Origin of the sequence: Streptomyces sp. DSM 15324 (genome assembly GCF_001514285.1) — a bacterium.
Lineage (GTDB): Bacteria > Actinomycetota > Actinomycetes > Streptomycetales > Streptomycetaceae > Streptomyces.
In genome coordinates, this window is sequence record NZ_KQ949023.1 from 801,261 (window position 1) to 825,079 (window position 23,819).

The following is a 23,819-nucleotide window of genomic DNA, read 5'->3' on the forward strand; positions in this document are numbered from 1 at the left end:
ACAAGTTTCGTGCCGGCGGGCCGCGTTCATGAAGGCAAGGAACCTCGCTGCTGTACTGCACCCGGGGCGCCGCGCCAGTACGCGGTGGCCAGCAGCACCCGGCAGATCCGGGGGCGAGTCGGACAGGGCCGCGTCAGCGCCGGCAACCAGCTGAGCGAGACGGCGTCGCGCGTCATCGTCCCCCGCCACGCACATCGCGACGAAGCCCGACAACACGTCGAGCCGGCGCGACACCTCCGCCCGCTGCCAGATCTCGTACAGTCCCGCCATCCACCGTTCCCTCGCCGCCGACCACGTCTCCGCGCCCCGAACCCTATGTCGCGCCACCGCCACCGGGTCCAACGGTTTTCTCGGGCTCAGCGAACGAACCTCATGCCGGCTCCGTGCGGCGCACGGTCTCCTCTCACAGCTCGCCTGTCCGCGAGCGCGTGCTTCTTGATCATTGCGGGACAGCCCTCAGTCCAGCCCCGCCCGCTTGCGTTCGTCGCCCGTCAACGGCGGCCCGCTCAACGCCGGTCTGAGCGGGCCCACCGCGGCGGCCAGCAGCACTCCGGGCGACAGCAGGACCTCGGGGCCCCGCTCCAGGGACGTCACGTCCGTCACCCGGCGGGCGACGCGGCCGTTGCCGGTGGCGGTGTACAGCAGGCGTCCGACGTACGCGGCCAGCAGACGGTCCCGGAGGCCGGGGCCGTTCTCGGTGGCACCCGGATAGAACACGTCCATGCCGAGGGCCAGGTCCCACGCGGTCGACGCCGGGCGGGACACCGCCTTCTGGACGCGGCGGGCCAGGCCCGGTGAGCCCGTTCCGTGGCGTCCCGCCATCTTCTTCAGCGCCAGTGCCCCCTGGGCGGCGACCGACATGCCGTGACCGTAGATCGGGTTGAGGGCGCACAACGCGTCACCGAGGACGACGAAGTCCTCGGGCCAGCTCCGCATCCGCTCGTAGAAGAGACGCCGGTTGGCGGTCGTCCGGGTGAACGCCACCTCGCCCAGCGGCTCGGCCCGTTCGACGAGGTCGGCGATGATCGGGTCCCGCAGTTCCTCGCGGGCGTAGCGGACGAAGTCCGAGGCGTCCGCGGTCGGTTCGCCGCCGCGGGACCCGAACAGCGTGACCAGCCACTGCCCGTCCTCGATCGGCAGCAGCACTCCGCCCCGGCCCGGCTCCCCGGTCCGGGGGGCGGGCTGCACGTTGACGACGGGAAAGGCGTCGCGGGCCGCCTCGGGCGCCCGGAACAGCCGGCTCGCGTACGCGACACCGGAGTCGACCACCCTGCGCTCCGGTTCGGGCAGACCCAGTGCGGTCAGCCAGCGCGGGGCCCGTGAGGCACGCCCGGTGGCGTCGACGACCAGCGCGGCCGGGACCGCCTCCTCGGTGTCCGCGGCGCCGCCCCGGTCACCGGCCGGACGCAGCCGTACGCCGGACACGGCCGCCGCCGTGCCGGTCAGACCCACCGCCAGGGTCCCTTCCCGGACCTCGATCCGCTCGTCCGCGAGCACGGCCGCCCGCACGGTCGCGTCCAGCAGGTCCCGGCCGGCGAGCAGCATGTGGTGCGACTCGGCCCACCGCCGGTACCAGCCGTGCGGTGACAGCGCGACCATGTCCGTCGTGACCGGCAGCCGGCGCACCCCGGCCGCGCGGAGCCGGTCCCCGACGCCCGGCACCAGCTCCTCCAGCGCCCGTGCACCACCCGACCAGAGCTGGTGGGCGTGCCGGGCCTGGGGCAGGCCCCGGCGCGGTGCGGGCCCGGTCGGCAGCGTGTCGCGTTCGACGAGGATCACCCGGCCGGTGACGTCCGCGAGGGCGCGGGCGGCCAGCAGGCCGGCGAGGGAACCGCCGAGGACGACGGCGGGGGTGCGGTCAGTCGTGGATCTCATGGACGGGAAAGGCCGCTCTCTGCTGCGGGAGCCCGATGGCCGGGCTCCGTCGGGTCGGTCACACGGGCACGGATCGCCGCCAGGTCGTCGGATGCGCGAAGGGCCCGTGACACGGACCCGATCTCCTGGAGCAGGTCCGTCGTGTCGGGGTTCTCGGTGCCCGTGCCGTCCGTCTCGCGGATCTTGCGGGCCGCCGCGTCCTGGATGCTCAGGGCGGCGGCCAGCGCCCTCGACCGCTCCGGGGGGAAACCGAGGGCGAGGGCGGCGGCGTACGCGTGGCGTACCTGTTCCTCGTCGATGTGGCGGGCCAGTCCGAGGAGCACGTCCCTGATGAACGTCTCACGGCGGATCAGCCGCAGTTCGGGGGTGGCGTACAGCCTGAAGCAGACCCCTGAGCCGTTGACGCTCCGCATCAGCATGTACAGGGGCCGCAGTTCACGGCGGGCCGTGCGGATCCGCCAGCGGTCGTGCAGGTACTGGCCGGCGTGCGGCAGGATGAAGCCGGCCGCGACGAGGATGGCGGACAGACAGGCCGCGAGCGGCGCCACGTTCGTGCTCAGCCAGTCCAGGTCGTGCCCCGTCCAACGCGCCCCCACCGCGGTGAGCTTGAGGGCGTCGAAGATCAGGTTCAGGCCGTAGCCGACCACCAGGCAGACCAGCCCCGAACGGAGCCAGACGTCGAGCCCCTCGGTGCGGACCCAGTTCCAGATGAGCCGGGAGGTGATGAGGACGGCCACGCAGTGCGCGAGGAGGTAGAGCAGGATCAGCTCACGCATGTAGGGCGTGTTGGCGTAGTAGGTGTCCAGGTCCCGCAGCCGCTCGACGGAGGCGTCCGCGAGGAAGAACAGCACCCACAGGGCGACGATCACACCGGCGTAGGTGCACAGCACCCAGAGCATGGCGCGGCGGGTCGCCGGCGACCGCTCGGACAGACCGTTGCGCCAGGCGATGATCAGCAGCAGGCAGGAGCCGGCGAAGGCGGTGAGGAGCGAGTAGCACCACGGTGCCGAGATGTTCGGCACTCCCGTGACCCGGTTGGTCCAGGCGATGGTCGAGGGAGCCACGAACACGAAGACCGTGCAGGCGAGCAGCAGGAGACCGCCGACCGCCCGCAGGAGGGGGTCCCGCCACAGCCGGATGATGGTCGGCAGCTTGATCGCGAGGGCGGCACACAGGACCGCGGTGGGGATCCAGAAGGAGATGTAGAGGTGGTCCAGCAGTCCGGATGAGCCGGCGGCCAGCAGTTCCGTGGGGGCGTTCGCGCGGGTCACCGGGCCGCGCCCCCGCGTCCGCGGTAGCCCAGCGTCCGCTGCACCGGCGAGCTCTCCCCGCCGGCCGCGCCCTCGGCGAGATAGCGCCGGAAGCGGGCCGCGAGCCGGTGCCCGAAGTCGTCGGCCTCGGCCTCCTCGGTCTCGCGGGACCCGTTGCGGGCGGCCACCGTCAGCGCCATGGACTCCCAGCCGCGCCGGTCGGCGAGCATCCCCGCCGCGTCCCGGCCGACCCCGTGGTGGTGCCGATGCCCGGCGTGCAGGTGCCACAACTCATGCCCCAGGATGACCAGTTGCTGCACGGCCTCGGCCCGCTCCTCCACGATGACCAGGTCGAAGTCGCGGAACTCCACCCACAGCCCGGTCACCCCGATCTCGTCCGGGAACCGCTCGAACCGCAGCTCCACGGGGCGTCCGCCACGCCGCGCGGCCATCGCCTCGCACAGGGCCCGGGACACCTCCCGCACCCCGGCCGGCCGCCGGGGCCTGGCTCGCAGCGCGGCGGAGAGCCCGACCGTCAGTTCGCGCATGGCAGGTCCGGTCCTCGGGCGCCGCAGCGCGGAGGCGATCCGGGACGCCGTCCCGCGCGCGCCCGCGATGTCCATCAGGTCCCGCCCCCTTCTCACCGCCGTACGGCAGCCCGCCCGGCGCCCTACGGCCGCGGCTTCGAGCCTACGCGGATGGTTGTGTCCGCGTCACGAAAAGCCGCGACGAGCGGGACGAGAAGCCGCCGACCGGGACGGAAAGCGCTATCAGGCTCCGGGGGAAACCATTGACGCGCACGCGCATCGATCTTACGGTCGCGTTCGAAGTCACGTGCGTGATCCGAGATACCGAACGGTAGTGAGGTGATGGACCGACCGGCCGTCACCCACCCTCGGACAGGAACCGAACCGAAAGGCAGCCATGCGCACCGCCCGCTTCACCCTCGACCCCGCCTTCACCGTCGGCGACGTCAACCCCCGTCTCTTCGGCTCCTTCGTCGAACACCTGGGCCGCTGCGTCTACACCGGCATCTTCGAACCGGACCACCCCACGGCGGACGAGGACGGCCTGCGCCAGGACGTCCTGGACCTGGTGCGCGAACTCGGCGTCACAGCCGTCCGCTACCCCGGCGGCAACTTCGTCTCCGGCTACAAGTGGGAGGACTCGGTCGGCCCGAGACAGGACCGTCCGCGCCGTCTCGACCTCGCCTGGCGCTCCACGGAGACCAACCGCTTCGGCCTCTCCGAGTACATCGCCTTCCTCCGCAGGATCGGCCCGCAGGCCGAACCGATGATGGCCGTCAACCTCGGCACCCGCGGCGTGGCCGAGGCCCTGGAACTCCTGGAGTACGCCAACCACCCCTCCGGCACCGCCCTGTCCGACCTGCGGGTCGCGCACGGCGACAAGGACCCCTTCGGCATCCGGCTGTGGTGCCTGGGCAACGAGATGGACGGGCCCTGGCAGACCGGCCACAAGACGGCCCAGGAGTACGGCCGGCTGGCCGCGGAGACCGCCCGCGCGATGCGCCAGCTGGACCCGGGCGTCGAGCTCGTCGCCTGCGGCTCCTCCAGCCAGTCCATGCCCACGTTCGCCGAGTGGGAGGCGACGGTCCTCGCCGAGACGTACGACCTCGTCGACCACATCTCCCTGCACGCCTACTACCAGCCCGAGGACGGCGACCTCGACTCGTTCCTGGCCTCCGCCGTCGACATGGAGTCCTTCATCGAGAACGTGGTCGCCACCGCCGACCACGTGGGCGCGCGGCTGAAGTCGAAGAAGAGGATCAACCTCTCCTTCGACGAGTGGAACGTCTGGTACATCTCGAAGTGGCACGAGATCGAGAACTCCGGCGCGCGGGACTGGGCGGAGGCCCCCCGCCTGCTGGAGGACAACTACAGCGTCCTGGACGCCGTCGTCTTCGGCTCGCTCCTGATCGCGCTGCTGCGGCACGCGGACCGCGTCAAGGTCGCCTGTCTGGCCCAGCTCGTCAACGTGATCGCCCCGATCATGACCGAGCCCGGCGGCCCGGCCTGGCGGCAGACGACGTTCTTCCCGTTCGCCCAGGCCGCCCGCCACGGCCGGGGCCGGGTGCTCGACGTACGGGTGGACTCGCCGACGTACGAGACGCAGAAGTACGGCGAGACCGACCTGCTGCACGCGACGGCGGTCCGGGCCGAGGACGGCACGGTCACCGTCTTCGCCGTCAACCGCAGCCGCACCGAGTCCCTGCCCCTGGACGTCGTCCTGAACGGCCTCGATCTCACCTCGGTCGTCGAGCACACCGTCCTGGCCGACGCCGACCCGGACGCCCGCAACACCCTGGCCGAGCCCGAGCGGGTCCTCCCGCACCGGGCCGAGGGCACGGCCCTGACGGACGGCACGCTCACCGCCGTGCTCGAACCGCTGTCCTGGAACGTGATCCGGCTGGCGTGAGCCCGCCCGCGGGCCGCGCCGCGCGTCAGAATGTGCGCATGAGGATCTCGGCACGCGCGGACTACGCGGTACGGGCGGTACTGGAGCTCGCCGTACGGCAGGGCGGCGACCCGGTGAAGGCGGAGACGGTCGCCGCCGCACAGGACATTCCGCACAAGTTCCTGGAAGGGATCCTCGGCGACCTCCGCCGGGCCGGTGTGGTCGACAGCCGGCGCGGCGGAGGGGGCGGCTACCGTCTGGCCCGCGATGCCGCGTCGATCACCGTCGCCGACGTGATCAGGGCGGTCGACGGCCCGATCGTCTCCGTCCGGGGCGAACGCCCCACGGGTCTGTCCTACACGGGTACCGCCCAGCCCCTGCTCCCGCTGTGGATCGCCCTGCGGGCGAACGTCCGCCGGATCCTGGAGGGCGTCACCGTCGCGGACATCGCGGCGGACGCCCTGCCCGACCCGGTGAAGGAACTCGCCGCCGAACCGGCGGCCTGGGAGAACCCCTAGTGGGAGGGGATGCAACGGTCAACACCCCGTGATCTCACACGAGTTGGGACAAGTGCCGGTCAGTGGCGGGACGTCGTCCGCTTCGGCGGCGCTATGCGGACCCGCTTCTCGGCGGGCGCGCTCTCGATGTCGTCGAGCTGCGCGACGATCGTGGCGCGCAGGTCGTCGTAGTCCTCGAAGCGGTGGTCGTGGAAGAGCGTGTAGCCGGTCCACATCAGGTTGGCGCACACCCGGGCCGGCACCCGGCCGGTCTGCGCGCCCAGCCCGACCAGCGCCACCGAACCGATGCCGCCGGGCGCCGCGGCGTTCACCCGGTGGATCGCCTGGAACGCGGCGGCGCAGGCCAGGGCCACGTTCAGTGTCTCGCTCACGTTCTGCGAGGACTGCTCCATGGTGGGCGTCGAGATCAGGAACCTCGGGTTCGTCGCCCCGGACGGCACGCACACCGCGCTGCCCACCGGCAGCCGCCCGCCGAACTCGTCGCGGATCGCCCGCTGCACCCGCAGCTGGATGCCCGCGCCGAGGTGCCGCTTGACCACGGCGTCCACCCCGCCGTTCATCAGGCCGCGGGCGTTGGTGGGGCTGACCCAGGCGTCGGCCGTCACGTCGAGGATCGAGCCCTTGCGGATCACGACCTCCGGGGTGTCGGCGAACGCGGCCCGCCAGGCCTCGACCACCTTGGTGTTGACGTCGGTCAGAACCACCTTCAGCGGCGGCTGCACACGGTTCTCGGTCATCTTCCACACTCCCGTCGGGGACCCGGTCCGTCCAGTGATCACGACGCTACAAGGACCCACTGACAACGCCCCGCGGCCGAAAGGCGTTGTCATACCCCGCTGTTAGCGTCGCCGCCATGATCGAAGCCAACGCCTCCGCGCAGCCCGACCCGAACGACCCGCTGGCCCTCGCCGAACTGTTCCAGGGCGGCGGTGAGCCGTGGCTCGACCTGCTCAAGCCGGTCATCGAGGCGCAGCCGGGCGCCGCCTCGTTCATCGGTCCGGGCCGCGGCCCGGACGTGGTCCCGGTCCGTGAACTGACCTTCCAGGCGCTCAAGCCGAACCCGCCGCACAAGTGGAAGGTCGTCGTCTTCGGGCAGAACCCGTACCCGCGGCCGGAGAGCGCCACCGGCATCGCGATGTTCGACAACACCTTCCACGACTGGAAGGACAGCCAGTTCGGCCGGGTCGTCAGCATCCGCTGCCTCATCAAGGCGGCGGCCATGTGGAAGTACGGCATCCCGAAGAAGACCCCGATAGCCGACGTCCGCGCGCTGCTGAAGAAGCAGGACACCGTCCAGCCGCCGGAGTGGTTCCAGGCGATGCTCACCCAGGGTGTCCTCCTGCTGAACGCGGCCCTCACCGCGAGCAGCGACGGACCGCGCGGGGCCGATCCGCACACCGCGTTCTGGCGGCCGGTCGCCGAGCGGATCGTCGAGGAGATCCTCAAGGCCAAGCAGGACGCCGAGGACGAGGAGGACCGCGGTGTCGTCTTCGCCTGGTGGGGAGCGCACGCGCGCAGCCTGAAGTCGGTGGTCCAGCGGCTGGAGAAGAAGTACCCGGACGTCGAGGTCCGGCACATCGACCACTGCAATCCGGCCGCCCAGGGTGACATCTTCTGCGACGGCGACCACTTCGCCCTGGTCAACGACGCCCTCCAGGCGGTCGGCGCCGAACCGGTCGACTGGCTGCCGAGCAGCGGCTGGGACCGGCGGGCGGGGGAGGGCGGCGGGGCCGACGACGGTGTGGCCGCACGCATGGGCGCGTTCATCACGTCCACGATGGAACTGCACCAGCTCTATCTGGAGCGGCTCTCCAGCGTCAAGGACGAGGGTCTCGTCCTCCCCGAGATCACCGGGGTGTTCGACACCCCGCTGCTGGACTTCCGGGACGCCGTCGGCCCGGTCGCCGGCCTGCTGCGCGGCCTCGACCGGCATGTCGAGCGCTCGCACGAGTTCGGCAAGCGGCTCGCGGACCAGCAGACGGGGAGCCTGTCCGCCGACGCGGTCGCCGCGCTCTACCTCTACACGTGCGAGTCGGCGTTCTACCGGGAGATCAACGCCGTCCTGCGCCACCCCGACCGGTCGAGACTGGCCCCGTATCTGCCGTATCTGCGGCTGCTGTTCTCGGCCGTGTCGGGGCTGCCCGTGCGCACCGAGCCGCTGTGGCGGGGTGTGCCGCTGGACCTGCGCGCGCAGTACCCCGTCGGACGGACCGTCACCTGGTGGGGTGTCTCGTCCTGCACCTCCGAACTCGGCGTGGCCCGCGCCTTCCTGGGCGGCCGCGGCAAGCGGACGCTGTTCGAGGTGCGGCCCGCGCGGGCCGTCGGCATCCGGCAGTTCTCCGCGTTCACCGGCGAGGAGGAGTTCATCCTGCTGCCCGGCACCCAGCTGAAGGTGACCGAGGTGACGGCCGAGCGCGGCGGCCTGTGCACCGTGCGGCTGACCGAGTCGGAGGAGCAGCCCCTGGTCTCCTGAGCAGGGGCCGACGGGCCGGGGTGTGAACGGGCCGGGGTGAATGGCCGGAGTTCATCCTGACCGGTTCCCGACGGCCTCCCTACGATGCGATCGCCGCGGTGCTCCACAGAAACATCACAGGTTCTCCACGCTTCAACGAAGTGCTTCCTCGAAGAGGAGAGACCCCCCATGGCAAGTGGACTGCTCCTGGGTGGCGCCGTCGCCGCCCTCGTCACCGCGGCGATGCCCGCGCCCCACCAGAGCGGGATCTCCAACCCGCCCCCGGACAAGATCGTCATCGATGTCGCCACGGTCAACGGCTCCGGCTGCCGGCCCGGCTCGGCGGCGGTCGCGGTCTCCGAGGACAACACCGCCTTCACCGTGACCTACAGCGAGTACCTCGCCCAGGTCGGCGGCAACTCCGACCCGACCGCGTTCCGCAAGAACTGCCAGCTCAGCCTGATCGTCCACGTCCCCCAGGGCTTCACCTACGCCATCGCCCAGGCGGACTACCGCGGCTACGCCTCGCTCCAGTCCGGGGCGAACGCCGTGCAGCGGTCGTCGTACTACTTCCAGGGTTCGTCGCAGACGGTGTTCAAGAACCACACCTTCAACGGCGCGCTCAACGACAACTGGCAGGCGACCGACATCACGGACTGGGCGAACCTCGTCTACGCGCCGTGCGGCGTCCAGCGCAACTTCAACATCAACACCGAGCTGCGCGTGAACGCGGGCAGTTCCCCACGGTCCAAGGTCAGCTTCATGACGATGGACTCGACCGACGGTGATATCAACACCACCTACCACATGGCGTGGAAGGAGTGCCCCGCCAAGTGAGCCGGCGCTGACCCTCGGGTCACCTCCCCGCGTGGGCCACGAACTCGGCCCACGCGGTGGGGGAGAGGGTGAGATGGGGGCCGCCTGTCCTGTCCTTGGAGTCGCGGACGAGGATCTGGTGGGGGCAGGGGGCTACCTCTACGCAGTCATCCCCGGAGCCGCTGCTGTATGTGGACTTGTGCCAGGTCAGGGCGACCTCTACGCAGTCCCCGTCGCCGCCGCTGCTGTAGCTGCTCTTGAACCAGGCCGGTTCGGACGCGTTCATAGGTCTCCTCGGATCTGCCGCAACAGGCTCGTGGAGTCCTCCGGTCGCTGAGCCTGTGAAAGCATCCTGGCATAGCGCATGTGCAGGATGCTGACCTCTTTCGCGTCGGAGGTCAGCAGGCCGCCCCGCTGCCCTTCGCAGTAGGCGAACCACTTGTTCTGCGGAGTTTCGAGCAGCTGGATGGGGCCGTCCAGTCCGGCGTGCGACGCACGGACCGTCGGCATCACCTGAATCTCGATGTTCCGCAACTCCCCGATCTCCAAGAGGTGATCGACGGCATCGCGGGTGATCTGCCCGCCCCCGGTCTGCCTCCGCAGGGTGTGCTCCTCGATGATGAAGCTGAAGTTGGTGTTCGGCCGTTCGCGGAGCAACCGCTGCCGCTTCGCCCGCGCCGCCCAGTTGACCTCGATCTGATCATCATCCATGGGCGGGAGTTGCTGGGTGAACAGATGCCGCGCGTACGCCTCCGTCTGCAATAACCCCGGAATCATCCGCGACTCGTACACGTACAACGTGATCGCCGTCGCCTCCAGCCGAGCCCACCGCTGGAACCAGGTCGCCAACCCGGCCTGCCGTTCGACGAACCCCGCCGCCCGCCTCAACGCCCCCGTGTTGCCCAGGGCCCCCTCCGCCGCCTCCACGAACTCCTCGTCCGGCATCCGCCTCCCCAACTCCACGGACGCCACCGTGTGTTTGGAGAAGCCCACGACGTCGCCGAGTTCCTCCCTGCTCAGCCCGTGGTGCTCCCGCAGGCCCTGGACGACCGCCCCGAACGTCCGCAGACTGTCCGAGGACTCCGGCTCACCGCTCTCGACCGCCATGGTCACCTCCCGCGCCCCATGCTCACGGTGGGTGATCGGTACTGTCCAGTGCGTCACCGCGTACGCTTGCGCAGCGTACGCGCCTCCCACCTGGCGTGCCGGGGGCCGGGCCCGACACATTGGCCCCATGACAGTCCGTCCCACCCCCCAATCCCCGGTCACCGTACGTGTGTTCACCCAGCGCTTCAGTGCGACGCCCCGGGGCGCCCGCCTGGCGAGGCGTCTCGCGCTGCATCAGCTCGACGCCTGGGGGATCCCGCACGGAACCGAGGCTTCCGACACGGTTGCGCTGATCGTCGCCGAGCTGGCCGCGAACGCCGTGACCCACGGCCGGGTACCCGGCCGGGACTTCGAGCTGTGTCTGTCCCTCGTGACCGGAAGTGTCCGCGTCGAGGTCAGCGACACGTGTGCGGGGGCCCGTCCACCCGGCCCCCGGGCCGTGCGCGCCCCCGGTCCGCTCGACGACGCCGGGCGTGGGCTGTACCTCGTGGACGCCCTGGCGGCCCGGTGGGAGGTGGTGGACCGGGAGCCGCCGCCGGGGAAGACCGTGCGCGCCGAGGTCGACGTCCTCAACTGGCTCTCCCTGGCCCGGCGGCCGTCCTGCCGCCCTGCGGATCAATACGCTCCCTCTCCAGGGGGAGAAACGGGGAGAGCATGAATCAGGGCACCGCGGTGGTCGTCGGCGGGGGCATAGGCGGGCTGGCCGCGGCGGTCGGGCTGCGGCGGATCGGCTGGGACGTGACGGTGCTGGAGCGCGCGCCCGTCTTCGCGGACGTCGGCGCGGGGATCTCGATGCACGCCAACGGCGTACGGGCGCTGGAGGCGCTCGGGGTCGGCGAGGCGGTGCGAGCCGTCGTACGCCCCCTCTAACCCGGCGGCACCCGCACCCCCCGTGGCCAGCTGCTGGCCCGGATGGGCGGCGCGGCCCTGGAACGCCGGCTCGGCACGCCGGTCGTCGGCGTCCTCCGTGCCGACCTGCACCGCGTCCTGCGCGAGGCGCTGCCGGCCGGGTGTATGAGGAACGGCGAGGAGGTGACCGGTCTGGGCGAGCTGCCGGACGCCGACCTCGTCGTCGCGGCCGACGGCTGGCGTTGCCAATAACGCGGGCAGAAACAAGGCCCGGCACCCCACCTCAGTGGGGTGCCTTCGTGTCAGGAGCTCGAGTACTACGAGGTGACGGAATACTGGTCAGAGCATTTCTGTCCAGCGTTGCCACCTATGCAAACCCAGAACTTGTAGGACTTGTCCTCGGTCAAGTTCCCACCCGTTTTGGCCGTGTAGGGAGAGCTGTGGCCATACGTGCTTGCCTCACGCACCGGGCTGGTGCTCAGGTAGGCAGCGATACCGAACCCGTCCGGGTGGGGGTCGACGGCCTCAAGAGTGTCCCCGTCGGCGTGCCAGTAGCCAATGCCAGAGTAGGTGCCGTTGACGAAAACTTCGACGAACCGCGACCCGTCACTCATCTTACCGCTGTCATAGAATCTGACGTTCTCCGGGACTGCCGCGGAAGCGGTTCCCGAACCAACCGTCATGACGGCACCCACCGTGATGACGGTTGCCGTGAGAAGATTCATGCCACGCTTGAGCGTAGACGTATTCATTTTCCCCCTTAGTGCAGTGGCTGATGGTCGAAAAAGATCGTAACTGAACTCTCACGAAAGCGCGAGCGAAAAATCAAATTACGCAAAGTAGGCCCATGTCGCTTATTGGAAATAGAGGGTAAAATGGGGCAAACTTTATCGCTTTTGTGACTCGCTCGGGGTTGTGAGTTTGGGCGAGGGAATGTCCAATATGGGCGCTCGGCGTAGGCAGGGCTAGTCTTCAAGCCGCGCAGCGGAATCGGTACTGCCATTCGAGCATTGGTGTAATTACGGGTGTTGTCGTAGCGTCTTTGTTCAGATCCCCACGGCGAAACCGGCCGACCAATCCTGCAAAGATGCAATCATACTGTCCCAGGCACCTGTTAGAAGCAGCACGCCAGTCAGGATCATCATGCTTCCGCCGATACGCATGACCCAGACGTATCGCTGCTTCACCCAAGCGAAGGCGCCTAGCGCCTTACGGAATGCGATCGCGGCCAGGATAAAGGGCAACCCGAGACCAAGACAATACGCGATTGTCAGAAGTGCTCCACGACCTGCACTGCCCTCATTGGCTGCGAGGATCGTCACCGAGGAGAGCGTGGGGCCCAGGCAGGGCGTCCAACCGATACCGAACAGCGCCCCAAGTAGAGGGGCGCCAGCGAGTCCTGACAACGGCCGTTTGTGGATACGAAATTCGCGTTGCGTCATCCACGGAAACAAGCCCATGAAGAAGATGCCCATCAAGATCATTAGGATGCCTAGTGTCTTAGACAGGATGCCCCGGTACTCCTGGAGCGTGGAGCCGAAGTAGCCGAACAAGGCACCACCGGAGACGAAGACCGCGGTGAAACCAAGCACGAAGAGAGAGGAGCCGACCGCCATCCGGCCGCGTCGAGCGGTTGCCAAATCGGTACCGGTGATACCCGTGACGTACGAGAGGTAGCCCGGCACTAGCGGTAGGACGCATGGTGAGAAGAAAGAAACGAGACCGGCAAGCACACAGATAGGAAAGGCGACGAGAATCGCCCCGCCGAGAACCGTGTTGTTCACCCCAACTTCTGCGGCAAAGGTTTCCACGGAATCAATTCTCCGCAATCAATGGATCGATCATCTTCAGTAGGCTATCTTCGGTTGGTGGTCGCAGCGCGCGAGCCGCCATCTTTCCCTCTCGATCAAGAATAACTGTGGAGGGAATGGTCTGGGGGTTCAGGGTTCCCTTAGGGAATCCATCCAAGATCAATTTGCCTGTCGGGTCGTACAGGCTGGGATATTCAATGTCGTATGCTTTCTCAAATGCGAGAGCCGGAGTCCGGCTGGTGTCACGTGTGTCGATTCCCACGAACGCCACACCCTGAGACTCAGTATCCTTTGCGACCTTCGCGAAGGTGGGCGCTTCTGCACGGCACGGTGGGCACCATGAGCCCCAGACGTTCATTACGACAACCTTCCCTCTGAAGTCGGCAACGTTGAGTTTCCTTCCCTGAAGGGTTTCGCCCGCTAGTTCTGCAGTGGGGCGACGTTCTCCCTTTGGGGCGGTGGAGACGCCATCTGTACCGGCAATAAAGTTCGGCTGCCCGCCGCCTTCGGAGGCTCCGCCGTCGCCGCAAGCAGACAGGGAGAGTGCGCCTACTGCGGCCGGCCGGCAAGGCGGCGCGAGGCACGCGGCTGAGACTCATGTGAAAAGTTTCGCATGGGCGGCCCATCGGGCCTCTCTCGCCCCCTCGATTGGTTAATATGGCCAGTAGGTTGAATTCTATCCAGTTAGCCCCCAAGATAACCGTTTAGGTCAATTTGGTATCGAGCGGATTCGGGTGGTTTGCACACAAACCGCACGCCGAGGGGTCAGGCTAGGGCCATCCACGTCGATGGCTCCGAGTCCGAGACATCATCCCGCGCATCGCCCGCAAGGGCATCGAGCCCTCTCATCGGCTGGGCTGTCACCGTTGGACCGTGGAGCGGACGGTGGCGTGGCTGGCCGACTGCCGTCGCCTGCACGGGCGGGTACGAACGCTCGCGCTCACCGACGACCGGGGCCGCCTGCTGTGGGTCTCGGCGGCCCGCCCCGGGCGATCCTCGGAGATCAGCGTCTGCCGCCACGACCAGCTCACCGCGAAACTGCGGGCGGCCGGGCTTGGCGGCATCGCCGACCTCGGGTTCGTCGGCCTCGACGACAGCGGCCCGGATGCCGACCCGACGGTGATCACCGGCTACAAGGCCGCCCGCAACCGGCCCCTGACCCGAGGGCAGATACTGTCCAACAAGGCACTGGCCGCCGTCCGGGCGCCGGTCGAGCACGGCTTCGCCCATCTCAAGAACTGGCGGGTCCTCGCCAAGGTCCGCACCGACCCGAAGCGGGCGACGGACCTGATCAGGGCCCTGCTGGTCCTGACGAACCGCGAAGTCTCCCGATGGCCGACGATCTTCAACGAAGTCATCCACCCGCGACCGGCACGAGTATCGAGAACCCGCGCACACCAGACCCGTGACCTGCAACTTCACGAAGCACACTGCTCAATGGGGCACGGCCTCACCCACCCCCTGGCCACTGCCCTGCGCGACACGGCCCTGCGGCCGGCCCCCTCCGGACTCACCCTCCGCGCGGCCCTCCGACACGCGGACTGGGCGCCGCCGCGGTTGCGGTGACGCCCAGCCGGAGGACGGAGAAGAGCTCAGGTGTCGACACCCAGGGTCAGGGTGCCCGCGTACCCGGAGGAGGTGGAGCTCCCCAGGGCGGTCAGGGTCAGCAGACCGGAGGCGGCGCCTGCGCCGTCGTAGATGGAATCCTGGGCGAGCGTGGTGCGGGTGACCGTGTTGGTCGTGTACGGGGAGACCCTGGCGACGGCGGTGGTGATGGTCTCGCTGAAGAACAGCTGGCCGGTGTGGAGCTCCCGGCCGCCGGAGAAGTGCCCGTCGGAGGAGACCGTGACACCGGTGGCGACCTTGACGTGGACGTGGATGCAGCGGCCGCGGTACCAGCCGGGGTAGATCGTGGTGATCGAGGCGAGTCCGCTGGAGTTGGTGAGCACACCGCCGCGCAGGAAGGTGCCGTCGTCCGGTTCGCTGTGGCCGTTGTTGCCGACGTAGCCGGAGTACTCGCCGAGGGCGTCGGCGTGCCAGATCTCCACCAGGGCGTTGCCGAGCGGGGCGCAGCTGCCGGCGTCGACCACGGTGAGGGCCAGCTTCAGCGGGATGCCGGCCTTGCCTTCGGTGACGTCGGAACGGACGTACTGTCCGTCGAGGTAGTAGGGGCCTTCGGTCATCTCCCTGGTGAGGGTGCAGACGGCCGCGGCGGCGACGGGAGCGGTGCGGTCGGCCGTGACGGTGGGGGCTTCGGTCGACGCGGCGGCGCCGACGGCGAGGGTGGCGGCGGTGGCACCCGTCGCCATCAGCACCGTACGGCGTCCGATGGGGCTGCGAGTTTCCGAGGTGTCTGTCATGAACACGGCACCGTAGGAACGGTTTCTGTTGGGAAGCTGTCAGACCATTAAAGTGAGCGCCCGTCAAGTTACTTGCCGGGCGCGTGTCGACAACCGGTGGCCCGCGTCTCCGACGGCGCCTACCCGGCCTGCCCCATCCCGGCGGCATTCGGCCACGACTGGGCCGGCTGAACGTTCGGCCACCCCGTGGCGGGCGCGGGGGTCAGGCCGTTCGTGCCCCGCACCTGCGCGGCGGTGAGCCCCCCGCGAGCGGGGACACCGGGCGGAGTCGGGCCGGGAGCCGGGGCGGGAGCCGGGGCCGGGGGCGGCACAGGAGTCATCGGCGCCTGCATGGCCGGAGTCATCGGGGCCTGCATGGCCGGAGCCATCGGCGCCTGCATCGCGGGAGCCATCGCCGGTGCCATCGCCGGAGTCATTGGCGGCGCCATCGCCGGAGCCATCATCGGCGCGGGGGCCGGGGGCGCGGGGGCCGGCGCCGGGGCCGGAGCGGCCGCGGGCACAGGCTGGGGGAAGACCTGTGCGGCGGCCGGCAGCGGCATCCCGGCGCCGTTGGACGGGGCGGCCTGCGCCGCCGCGGGCGCCTGCATGGGCAGGCTCGCGGCGGCCGCCGCCGGGACCAGTCCCGGCATGCCCATGGCCTGAGCGGCGAGGCCCTGCATGCCCGCCCCGTTGGTCGCCTCCACCAGCAGCCGGTCCACGGCGGCCGTGCCCGAGCTGTAGCTGATCCCCGGGCTCAGCTCGGGTACGGGGGCTCCCCGCTTCGTCCCGTAGAGCACCTGCTCCAGGCCGGACACCAGGCGACGCACATCCACCTGGGGGCGCACCACGAGCCGCGCGAAACGGCTGGAGGAGCCGATCTTGTTGCCGCACTCACGGATCAGGATGCGGTGCTCGGTGAGCAGCCGGTCCCGCACGACCGTGCCCTCGGCGCCGACGGGAAGGCGTACGAAGAGGAAGTTGCCCTGGGAGGGGTAGACCGTCAGACCGGGGAGGGCCGAGAGCTGGCTGGCCATGTCGAGGCGGTCCCGGCGCACCTGTATCAGGCTCTGCAGGTACTCGGGGCCGTGCTCCTTGAGCATGAAGACCACGTACTCGGCGAAGGCGTTGAGGTTCCACTTCGGCAGCATGGAGCGGACCTTGCCGGCCAGGGAGGGGTTGGCCACCATGTAGCCGAACCGGATGCCGTGCAGACCGAAGTTCTTGCCGAGGCTGCGCAGGACGATGACGTTCGGGCGGATCATCGCCTCCTGCACGACGCTGGGTTCCTGCTCGGCGTCGGCGAACTCCAGGAACGACTCGTCGATGATGATCAGGTCGAGGTCGGCCATCGCGTCCATGAACTGCACGAGGGCGCGCTTGTGCTGGAAGCCGCCGTCGGGGTTGTTCGGGTTGCAGATGACCGCGACCCGGGTCCCGCGGGTGCGGATGAAGTCGGCGTACTGCCCGAGGTCGAGGGCGAAGCCGCTGGACTCCTGGAGCGGGAACATGTCGACCCGCTTGCCGGTCTCCATCGGCTGGTCGGTCCAGCGGCCGAAGGTGGGCACGGGCACGGCGACGGACTCACGGATCAGCAGATGGTCGATCCAGGTGATCAGCTCGGTGGAGCCGTTGCCCATGGCGACGGCGGACGGGGGCAGCTGGAGGAGGTTGCACAGCTCGGCGGTGATCGTCTCGGCGCTGCTGGGGTAGTAGGTGACGATGTCCCGCAGCCTGGCGGACATGGTGTCCATCATGGCCGGAGTGGGGAAGTAGGGGTTGCAGGGGATACAGAAGTCGACCGGCCCCGTGCCGTCGCCGCCTTCTCGTGTCAGCGCCGCCATCGACGGGCTGTGCGCCGCCGTACTGCGGAACAACGAGGTGACGTTGTCGGCCATGGAACCTCCGTAGGGGGCGGGCCCGCTGGGGACGACCGGGCCCGTCGTCTGGGTGGCCCGAGCGGGGGAGCACGGGCCACTCGTACATACGGGGATGTGTGTCATCCCGTTCAACCGATGTGAAAGAAATGTGAGGTGCGGAACGGCCGCCCCGGGTTTGGCATCCGTGTGCGCGGATCAGGTGCCGGGGCCGCGGGGCCTGCCGTCAGACCCCGAAGGTGTGCACCGTCGTCGAGCGGTACGTCTGTCCGGGCCGCAGGGTCGTCGAGGGGAACGACGGCTGGTTGGGGGAGTCCGGGAAGTGCTGGGTCTCCAGGCAGAGCGCGTCGCCCTGGCGGTAGACCCGGCCGCCCGGGCCGGTCAGGGTGCCGTCGAGGAAGTTGCCGGAGTAGAACTGGAGACCCGGCTCGGTCGTGGCGACGGTCAGGGTGCGACCCGAGGACGGGTCGCGCAGGAACGCCACCGGGACGGGCTCCCGCGTGACGCCCTTGTCGAGGACCCAGTTGTGGTCGTAGCCCTGGCCGTGCAGCAGCTGCGGATCGGCGACCCGCAGGTCCCGGCCGATCTCCTTGGGCGTCCGGAAGTCGAAGGGGGTGCCCGCGACCTCGGCCAGCTCGCCCGTGGGGATCAGCCCCGGGCCGACCGGGGTGTAGCGGGCGGCGGCGATCGACAGTTCGTGGTCCGTGACCGGGCCGCTGCCCTCGCCGGCCAGGTTCCAGTAGACGTGGTTCGTCAGGTTGACCACCGTCGGGCGGTCGGTGGTGGCCTCGTAGCCGATCCGCCAGCCGCCGTCCGCGGTGAGGGTGTACGTCACCTCGACCGCGAGCGTGCCGGGGTGGCCCATCTCGCCGTCGGGGCTGGTGCGCGACAGCCGCAGGCCGACCTCCCCGCCCTCCTCGAAGGGCTCCACGTCCCAGACCCGGCGGTCGAAGCCCTCCGCCCCGCCGTGCAGGCTGTTCGGCCCGTCGTTGACGTCCACCTGGTGGGTCACGCCGTCGAGGGGGTAGCGGCCCGCGCCGAGCCGGTTGCCGTAGCGGCCGATCAGCGCGCCGAAGTACGGGGTCTTCCCGACGTACTCCTCGATCGTGGCGAACCCGAGGCTGACGTTCACACGGCGGCCCTCGCGGTCGGGGATCTCCAGGGACCGCACGATCCCGCCGTAGGAGAGGACCTCCAGCCGGGTCCCGCCGTTCTCCAGCGCCCAGCTGTGGATCTCCGTGCCGTCGGCCAGCTCGCCGAACAGCGACTTCACCGGCATTGCGCCTCCCTGTTCACAGGACCTCATGGGAAGGGCCCCGCCGTGCGGCGGGGCCCGATCCGGTCGGTTCGATCGTTGTGGTCTACGAGCCGGACTTGCGCTTGTTCCAGACGTCGAAGCCGACCGCGAGCAGCAGGGCGAGGCCCTTGATGACCTGCTGCCAGTCGGTGCCGACGCTCAGCAGGTTCATGCCGTTGTTCAGGACACCGAGGACGAGACCACCGATGATCGCGCCGAGCACGGTGCCGACACCGCCGCTCATCGACGCGCCGCCGATGAACGACGAGGCGATCGCCTCGAGTTCGAAGCTCAGACCCGCCTTCGGCGAGGCCGCGTTCAGCCGGGCGGCGACCACGAGACCCGCCAGCGCCGCGAGGACGCCCATGTTCAGGAAGACGTAGAAGGTGACCTTCTTGTCCTTCACACCGGACAGCTTGGCCGCCGGCAGGTTGCCGCCGATCGCGTAGATGTGCCGGCCGAAGACGGCGTTGCGCATGATGTAGCCGTACCCGACCACCAGCAGGCCCAGGATCAGCAGCACGATCGGCGCGCCCTTGTAGCTGGCGAGCAGCATCGTGACGGTGAGGACCGCGGCGACGATCGCGACGAGCTTGAGCAGGAAGAGGTTGCGGGGCGGCACGTCGAGCGAGAACTCCTGCTGGCGCTTGCGGTCGCGGACCTCCTGGAGGACCACGAAGACCAGCAGGACGATGCCGAGGAGCAGCGTGAGGTTGTGGTAGTTCGTCTTCGGGCCGACCTCCGGGAGGAAGCCGTTGCCCATCTTCTGCAGGCCGTCCGGGAACGGGCCGAGGGTCTGGCCCTTCAGCAGGATCTCCGTCAGACCGCGGAAGAGGAGCATGCCCGCGAGGGTGACGATGAAGGACGGTATGCCGAGATAGGCGATCAGGAAGCCCTGCACCGCGCCGGCCACCGCGCCCACGACCAGGCACAGCAGCAGGGCGAGCGGCCACGCGATGCTGTGCTGCACCATGAGGACGGCCGCGAAGGCGCCGACGAACGCGGTCAGTGAGCCGACCGACAGGTCGATGTGGCCCGCGATGATCACCAGCATCATGCCGATCGCGAGGATCAGGATGTAGCTGTTCTGGAGTACCAGGTTGGAGACGTTGCGCGGCAGCAGCAGGTCGCCGCCGGTCCAGATCTGGAACAGGACGACGATCAGACCGAGCGCGATCAGCATGCCGTACTGGCGCATGTTGCGGCGCAGACCGCCCAGCACCAGCTGGAGCAGGTTGCCGTCGGACGATCCGCCGCTCTTGCCGGGCGGCGCGGCGGCCGGGACCTTGTCCGTGACTTCGGTGCTCATCGGGTTACCTCTTTGTCCTTCGTCATCTGACGCATCAGCACTTCCTGCGTGGCCTCGGCCCGCGGGACCTCGCCCGTCAGCCGCCCGGCGGCCATGGTGTAGATGCGGTCGCACATGCCGAGCAGTTCGGGCAGCTCGGAGGAGATGAAGACGACCGCCTTGCCCTCGGCCGCCAGCTGGTCGATGACCGTGTAGATCTCGTACTTGGCGCCGACGTCGATACCGCGCGTGGGCTCGTCCAGGATCAGCACGTCCGGACCCGCGAAGATCCACTTGCTGAGGACGACCTTCTGCTGGTTGCCGCCGGACAGCTTGCCCACCGGCTCGAAGACGGTCGGTGCCTTGATGTTCATCGTCTTGCGGTAGCCCTCGGAGACCTGCCGCTCCTCGTGCTCGTCGACGATGCCCCGCTTGGCCACCTTGTTCAGGGCGGTCAGCGAGATGTTGCGGTTGATGGTGTCGATGAGGTTGAGGCCGTAGTGCTTGCGGTCCTCGGTGACGTACGCGATGCCGTGGCCGACCGCCTCCGCGACGGTCTTCGTACGGATCTCCTTGCCGTCCTTGAGGACCGTGCCGCCGGTGTACCGGCCGTAGGTCCGCCCGAAGACGCTCATCGCCAGCTCGGTGCGGCCGGCGCCCATCAGGCCCGCGATGCCGACGATCTCCCCGCGCCGCACCTGGATCGACACGTCGTCGACGACCTTGCGCTGCTGGTCGATCGGGTGGAGCACGGTCCAGTTGCGGATCTCCAGGGCGGGAGCCGCGTCCACCTCCGTCTCGTGCGGGGTGCGCTCGGGGAAGCGGTGGTCGAGGTCGCGGCCGACCATGCCGCTGATGATCCGGTCCTCGGTCGTCTCCGGGGCCTTCACGTCGAGGGTCTCGATCGACCGCCCGTCCCGGATGATCGTCACCGAGTCGGCGACCTTCCGGATCTCGTTGAGCTTGTGGGAGATGATGATCGAGGTGATGCCCTGGTTCTTCAGCTCCAGGATGAGGTTGAGGAGCTTGTCGCTGTCCTCGTCGTTGAGCGCCGCCGTCGGCTCGTCGAGGATGAGCAGCTTCACCTTCTTGGAGAGCGCCTTCGCGATCTCCACCAGTTGCTGCTTGCCCACGCCGATGTCGGCGACGCGGGTCTCCGGGTGGTCGTCGAGACCGACCCGGCGCAGCAGCTCGCTGGCGTGCCGCAGGGTCTCCCGCCAGTCGATGAACCCGCCCTTGGCGTGTTCGTTGCCGAGGAAGATGTTCTCCGCGAGGGAGAGGTACGGCGACAGCGCCAGTTCCTGGTGGATGATGACGATGCCGCGTTGCTCGCTGGCCCGGATGTCCTTGAACGAGCAGGTCTCTCCGTCGAAGAGGATCTCGCCCTCGTAGCTGCCGTGCGGATGGACGCCGGAGAGCACCTTCATCAAGGTGGACTTGCCGGCGCCGTTCTCACCGCAGATGGCGTGGACCTCGCCTTGGCGGACGGTCAGCGTGACGTCCGACAGCGCTTTCACACCGGGAAAGGTCTTGACGATCGAGCGCATTTCCAGGACGGGTCCCGCCATGGTCGTGCCTTCCAATCAGTAGGTTCCGCTGGTTACTTGAGCTCGTCGGCGGTGTAGTAGCCGCCGTCCACCAGAACCTTGGAGTAGTTGGTCTTGTCCACGCTCACCGGCTGGAGCAGGTAGGCCGGGACGACCTTCGAGCCGTTGTCGTAGGTCTTGGTGTCGTTGGTCTCCGGCTTCTTGCCGTTGAGGACCGCGTCCACCATGTTCGCGGCGACCTTGGCCAGCTCACGGGTGTCCTTGTAGACCGTCTGCGTCTGCTGGCCCGCGATGATCGACTTCACCGAGGCCAGCTCGGCGTCCTGGCCGGTGAGGACCGGCAGCGGCTTGCTCTTGGTGCCGTAGTCGTCCGACTTCAGCGCCGACAGGATGCCGATGGAGATGCCGTCGTACGGCGAGAGGACCGCGTCGACCTTCTTGCTGGAGTACGACTTGGTCAGGATGTCGTCCATGCGCTTCTGGGCGGTGGCACCGTCCCAGCGCAGGGTCGTGACCTGGGTGAGGCCGGTCTGGCCGGACTGGACGACCAGCTTCTTCTTGTCGATGTACGGCTGGAGCACGCTCATCGCGCCGTTGAAGAAGTACTTGGTGTTGTTGTCGTCGTTGGAGCCCGCGAACAGCTCGATGTTGAAGGGGCCCTTGCCGGCGGCCAGACCGAGCTTGTCGACGATGTAGTTGGCCTGGAGCTCGCCGACCTTGGTGTTGTCGAAGGACGCGTAGTAGTCGACGTTCGGCGTGCCGAGGATCAGGCGGTCGTACGCGATGACCGGGATGTCCGCGTCCTTGGCCTGCTGCAGGACGTTGTTCAGCGACTTGTTGTCGATCGCGGCGACGATCAGCGCCTTGACGCCCTGGGTGATCAGGTTCTCGATCTGGGAGACCTGCTGGTCGGGGTCGTCCTCGCCGTAGACCAGCTTGGTCTTGTAGCCGGCGGACTCCAGGTTCTTGACGACGTTCTTGCCGTCGGCGATCCAGCGCTCGGAGGACTTGGTCGGCATCGCGATGCCGATCGTGCCGCCCTTGGTGCTGCCCTTGTCCTCCTTGCTGCCGCCTTCGCTGTTCTGGCCGCAGGCGCTGAGCGTGAGGGCGAGGGAGGCGGCTCCGGCTATGGCGGCGAGTGCGGCTCTGCGGTTACGCATGATCATCATCCTTGATGTATGGCGGGACTCGGTACTGCGGTGCGAGGACGCCCGGGAGGGACGCCGTGAAAAGACCGAGAAGGAGGTGTGTGGGATTCTGCGCGCCTGTGTCGGCTTGTGTGAAGCGAGGTTTCCGGAACGTTATGACCGGGCGTCAAACCTGTTCAGTTCGCCGGGCAACCGGGAGCCCAGAGGGGCCATGTCGCCGTCGGCGCCGTGCCGCGCGAGCAGGTCGAGCGCGAGCCGGCCGCGCCGGACCCGCTCCCGCGCGGTGGACAGGGTCAGATCCCTCATGTGGTGGCCGTAAGGGTAGATCCCCGGGGCCTTGGACAGACCGAACTTCAGGTACAGAGGGGCGCCGCGCCGGATCAGCTCGGCCACTTCGTACATCCGGATGTACCCGCCGAGGTCGTCGGGTGCCTCGATGTACATGTCCATCGGGGCACCGGAGACCCGGCGGATCTCGGTCAGGTGGTCCAGCGTGAGGTCGCTGGGCACGTTCACGGAGTCGGCGCCGAGCCGCTCGTACACGGCGTACGCGGCCGGGTTCACGGGGCCGATCAGCGCCGACACCTTCAGCGTGGTGTCGGCGGGGATGATGCCGGACGTACGGGCCCGGTGCAGTGTCCACAGCACGCCCTCGTCGGCGACGAGCAGGCACTTCACGCCCAGCTCGGTCGCGCGGACGGCGTCCTCGACACAGCCGGCGACGGCGTCGTGCCCGCGGGCGCGCAGACCCCCGCCGCGCGAGTCGGTCCGGGTGGAGCCGCCGATGTCCCAGGTGCCGCGCGGGCCGGTGAACAGGCAGAGCTCGATGTCACGCTCGTTCGTCGCGTCGACCATCTCGGTGATCTCGGCGTCGGACAGCATCCACACGCCGCTGCCCTGGCTGATGCGGTGGATCGGCACGTCGAGCCGCGAGGCCTCCTTCAGGATGACGGCCAGCGCCTCGGGGCCCTCGCACGAAGGGACCTCGGTGCGCCAGCGGCCGCCGCCCGGGAAGGAGTGGGGCGAGGCGTCGGCGGGGTCGAGGGCGGGCGCGCCCAGGCCGAGTGCGGCGAGCGCCTGCTCACCGGGTCGACGGGCTGCCGGGGCGGAAGCGTCGGTCACAGGGTGTCCTTAGTGTTCGGTATTTCGGACAAGGTTCGCGGCTCAGGGTGCGGGTGGGTCTGGATGTACGCCGGTGCGGGGACCGTCAGGTCGCCCCCGCACCGGCGTACG

At 69.0% G+C, this 23,819-nt stretch carries 21 protein-coding genes and 3 pseudogenes; 8 read left to right on the forward strand and 16 right to left on the reverse strand.

From position 1 onward, the window contains the following. Positions 1-456 precede the first annotated feature (456 nt). From AQJ58_RS03400 to AQJ58_RS03410, 3 genes are read right to left on the reverse strand one after another with little or no spacing between them, the layout of a single operon-like run. Entirely contained in the window at positions 457-1,875 is a 1,419-nt protein-coding gene (locus AQJ58_RS03400) for a pyridine nucleotide-disulfide oxidoreductase (protein WP_199844518.1), read from the reverse strand. Further along, a complete protein-coding gene (locus tag AQJ58_RS03405; RefSeq protein WP_067245721.1) occupies positions 1,872-3,119 on the reverse strand; it encodes an MAB_1171c family putative transporter in 1,248 nt (415 codons plus the stop codon). Before AQJ58_RS03405 ends, AQJ58_RS03400 begins: the two co-directional genes overlap by 4 nt. Before the next feature lie 23 nt (positions 3,120-3,142). After that, positions 3,143-3,748, reverse strand: coding sequence for a toxin-antitoxin system, toxin component family protein (locus AQJ58_RS03410; RefSeq protein ID WP_199844519.1), 606 nt, complete (start codon positions 3,746-3,748; stop codon positions 3,143-3,145). A gap of 301 nt (positions 3,749-4,049) precedes the next feature. On the opposite strand from AQJ58_RS03410, the gene AQJ58_RS03415 reads away from it, so the two are divergent. Together AQJ58_RS03415 and AQJ58_RS03420 are read left to right on the forward strand one after the other, a co-directional pair. Next, entirely contained in the window at positions 4,050-5,561 is a 1,512-nt protein-coding gene (locus AQJ58_RS03415; protein ID WP_067244593.1) for an arabinosylfuranosidase ArfA, read from the forward strand. Positions 5,562-5,599: 38 nt separating this feature from the next. Further along, complete coding sequence (locus AQJ58_RS03420; RefSeq protein WP_067244595.1) at positions 5,600-6,058, forward strand: RrF2 family transcriptional regulator; 459 nt, start codon at positions 5,600-5,602, stop codon at positions 6,056-6,058. Positions 6,059-6,117: 59 nt separating this feature from the next. On the opposite strand, the gene AQJ58_RS03425 is transcribed toward AQJ58_RS03420, so the two are convergent. Continuing rightward, positions 6,118-6,795: a macro domain-containing protein gene (locus AQJ58_RS03425; RefSeq protein ID WP_067244597.1), complete on the reverse strand. Its 678-nt coding sequence runs from the start codon at positions 6,793-6,795 to the stop codon at positions 6,118-6,120. A gap of 116 nt (positions 6,796-6,911) precedes the next feature. Between AQJ58_RS03425 and AQJ58_RS03430 the strand changes: the two genes are divergently transcribed. Both AQJ58_RS03430 and AQJ58_RS03435 read left to right on the forward strand, forming a co-directional pair. Then, entirely contained in the window at positions 6,912-8,531 is a 1,620-nt protein-coding gene (locus AQJ58_RS03430; RefSeq protein ID WP_067244599.1) for an ADP-ribosyltransferase domain-containing protein, read from the forward strand. Between the two features lie 168 nt (positions 8,532-8,699). Beyond that, complete coding sequence (locus AQJ58_RS03435; protein WP_067244601.1) at positions 8,700-9,347, forward strand: DUF4360 domain-containing protein; 648 nt, start codon at positions 8,700-8,702, stop codon at positions 9,345-9,347. Positions 9,348-9,366: 19 nt separating this feature from the next. Here the strand turns inward: AQJ58_RS03435 and AQJ58_RS03440 are convergent, their stop codons facing one another. Together AQJ58_RS03440 and AQJ58_RS03445 are read right to left on the reverse strand one after the other, a co-directional pair. Beyond that, positions 9,367-9,612 (reverse strand): DUF397 domain-containing protein, encoded by a 246-nt coding sequence (locus AQJ58_RS03440; protein ID WP_067244603.1) that lies wholly within the window; start codon positions 9,610-9,612, stop codon positions 9,367-9,369. After that, positions 9,609-10,433, reverse strand: a complete 825-nt coding sequence (locus AQJ58_RS03445) for a helix-turn-helix domain-containing protein (protein WP_067244605.1) — start codon at positions 10,431-10,433, stop codon at positions 9,609-9,611. Before AQJ58_RS03445 ends, AQJ58_RS03440 begins: the two co-directional genes overlap by 4 nt. 127 nt (positions 10,434-10,560) lie before the next feature. Here AQJ58_RS03445 and AQJ58_RS03450 point away from each other — a divergent pair, with 127 nt between their 5' ends. Both AQJ58_RS03450 and AQJ58_RS40375 read left to right on the forward strand, forming a co-directional pair. After that, positions 10,561-11,091, forward strand: a complete 531-nt coding sequence (locus AQJ58_RS03450; protein ID WP_067244607.1) for an ATP-binding protein — start codon at positions 10,561-10,563, stop codon at positions 11,089-11,091. Then, positions 11,088-11,519 (forward strand): annotated as a pseudogene (locus AQJ58_RS40375) (FAD-dependent monooxygenase); the annotation flags it as partial. The gene AQJ58_RS03450 and the pseudogene AQJ58_RS40375, both read left to right, overlap by 4 nt. 80 nt (positions 11,520-11,599) lie before the next feature. Here AQJ58_RS40375 and AQJ58_RS03465 read toward each other — a convergent pair. The 3 genes from AQJ58_RS03465 to AQJ58_RS40380 form a co-directional block, all read right to left on the reverse strand. After that, positions 11,600-12,007 (reverse strand): hypothetical protein, encoded by a 408-nt coding sequence (locus tag AQJ58_RS03465; protein WP_067244612.1) that lies wholly within the window; start codon positions 12,005-12,007, stop codon positions 11,600-11,602. A 321-nt stretch (positions 12,008-12,328) separates the two neighbouring features. After that, positions 12,329-13,102, reverse strand: coding sequence for a cytochrome c biogenesis CcdA family protein (locus tag AQJ58_RS03470; protein WP_067245727.1), 774 nt, complete (start codon positions 13,100-13,102; stop codon positions 12,329-12,331). Then, positions 13,098-13,631 carry a TlpA family protein disulfide reductase gene (locus AQJ58_RS40380; RefSeq protein ID WP_079078673.1) on the reverse strand — a complete coding sequence of 178 codons (534 nt, stop codon included), beginning with the start codon at positions 13,629-13,631 and terminating at the stop codon, positions 13,098-13,100. The genes AQJ58_RS03470 and AQJ58_RS40380 overlap by 5 nt, the downstream gene beginning before the upstream one ends. Positions 13,632-13,876: 245 nt before the next feature. Here AQJ58_RS40380 and AQJ58_RS42280 point away from each other — a divergent pair. Together AQJ58_RS42280 and AQJ58_RS45815 are read left to right on the forward strand one after the other, a co-directional pair. Next, positions 13,877-14,008: pseudogene (locus tag AQJ58_RS42280) on the forward strand (IS5/IS1182 family transposase); the annotation flags it as partial. Beyond that, positions 14,006-14,659, forward strand: a complete 654-nt coding sequence (locus AQJ58_RS45815) for a transposase family protein (protein ID WP_420712135.1) — start codon at positions 14,006-14,008, stop codon at positions 14,657-14,659. The pseudogene AQJ58_RS42280 and the gene AQJ58_RS45815, both read left to right, overlap by 3 nt. Positions 14,660-14,685: 26 nt before the next feature. On the opposite strand, the gene AQJ58_RS03480 is transcribed toward AQJ58_RS45815, so the two are convergent. From AQJ58_RS03480 to AQJ58_RS03510, 7 genes and pseudogenes are all read right to left on the reverse strand, one after another. Next, the gene (locus tag AQJ58_RS03480) at positions 14,686-15,453 is read right to left on the reverse strand and encodes an intradiol ring-cleavage dioxygenase (protein ID WP_067245729.1); all 768 of its coding nucleotides are present in this window, start codon (positions 15,451-15,453) and stop codon (positions 14,686-14,688) included. A 119-nt stretch (positions 15,454-15,572) separates the two neighbouring features. Beyond that, positions 15,573-17,327, reverse strand: a complete 1,755-nt coding sequence (locus AQJ58_RS03485) for a pyridoxal phosphate-dependent aminotransferase (protein ID WP_067244615.1) — start codon at positions 17,325-17,327, stop codon at positions 15,573-15,575. A 205-nt stretch (positions 17,328-17,532) separates the two neighbouring features. Next, positions 17,533-18,594 (reverse strand): annotated as a pseudogene (locus tag AQJ58_RS03490) (aldose epimerase family protein); the annotation flags it as partial. A 73-nt stretch (positions 18,595-18,667) separates the two neighbouring features. Beyond that, a complete protein-coding gene (mmsB, locus tag AQJ58_RS03495; RefSeq protein WP_067244617.1) occupies positions 18,668-19,912 on the reverse strand; it encodes a multiple monosaccharide ABC transporter permease in 1,245 nt (414 codons plus the stop codon). After that, positions 19,909-21,459 carry a multiple monosaccharide ABC transporter ATP-binding protein gene (mmsA, locus tag AQJ58_RS03500; RefSeq protein WP_067244619.1) on the reverse strand — a complete coding sequence of 517 codons (1,551 nt, stop codon included), beginning with the start codon at positions 21,457-21,459 and terminating at the stop codon, positions 19,909-19,911. The genes mmsB and mmsA overlap by 4 nt, the downstream gene beginning before the upstream one ends. Before the next feature lie 32 nt (positions 21,460-21,491). After that, positions 21,492-22,598, reverse strand: coding sequence for a multiple monosaccharide ABC transporter substrate-binding protein (chvE, locus tag AQJ58_RS03505; RefSeq protein ID WP_067245734.1), 1,107 nt, complete (start codon positions 22,596-22,598; stop codon positions 21,492-21,494). Between the two features lie 141 nt (positions 22,599-22,739). Next, positions 22,740-23,708, reverse strand: coding sequence for a hypothetical protein (locus tag AQJ58_RS03510; RefSeq protein WP_067244621.1), 969 nt, complete (start codon positions 23,706-23,708; stop codon positions 22,740-22,742). Positions 23,709-23,819: the final 111 nt, after the last annotated feature.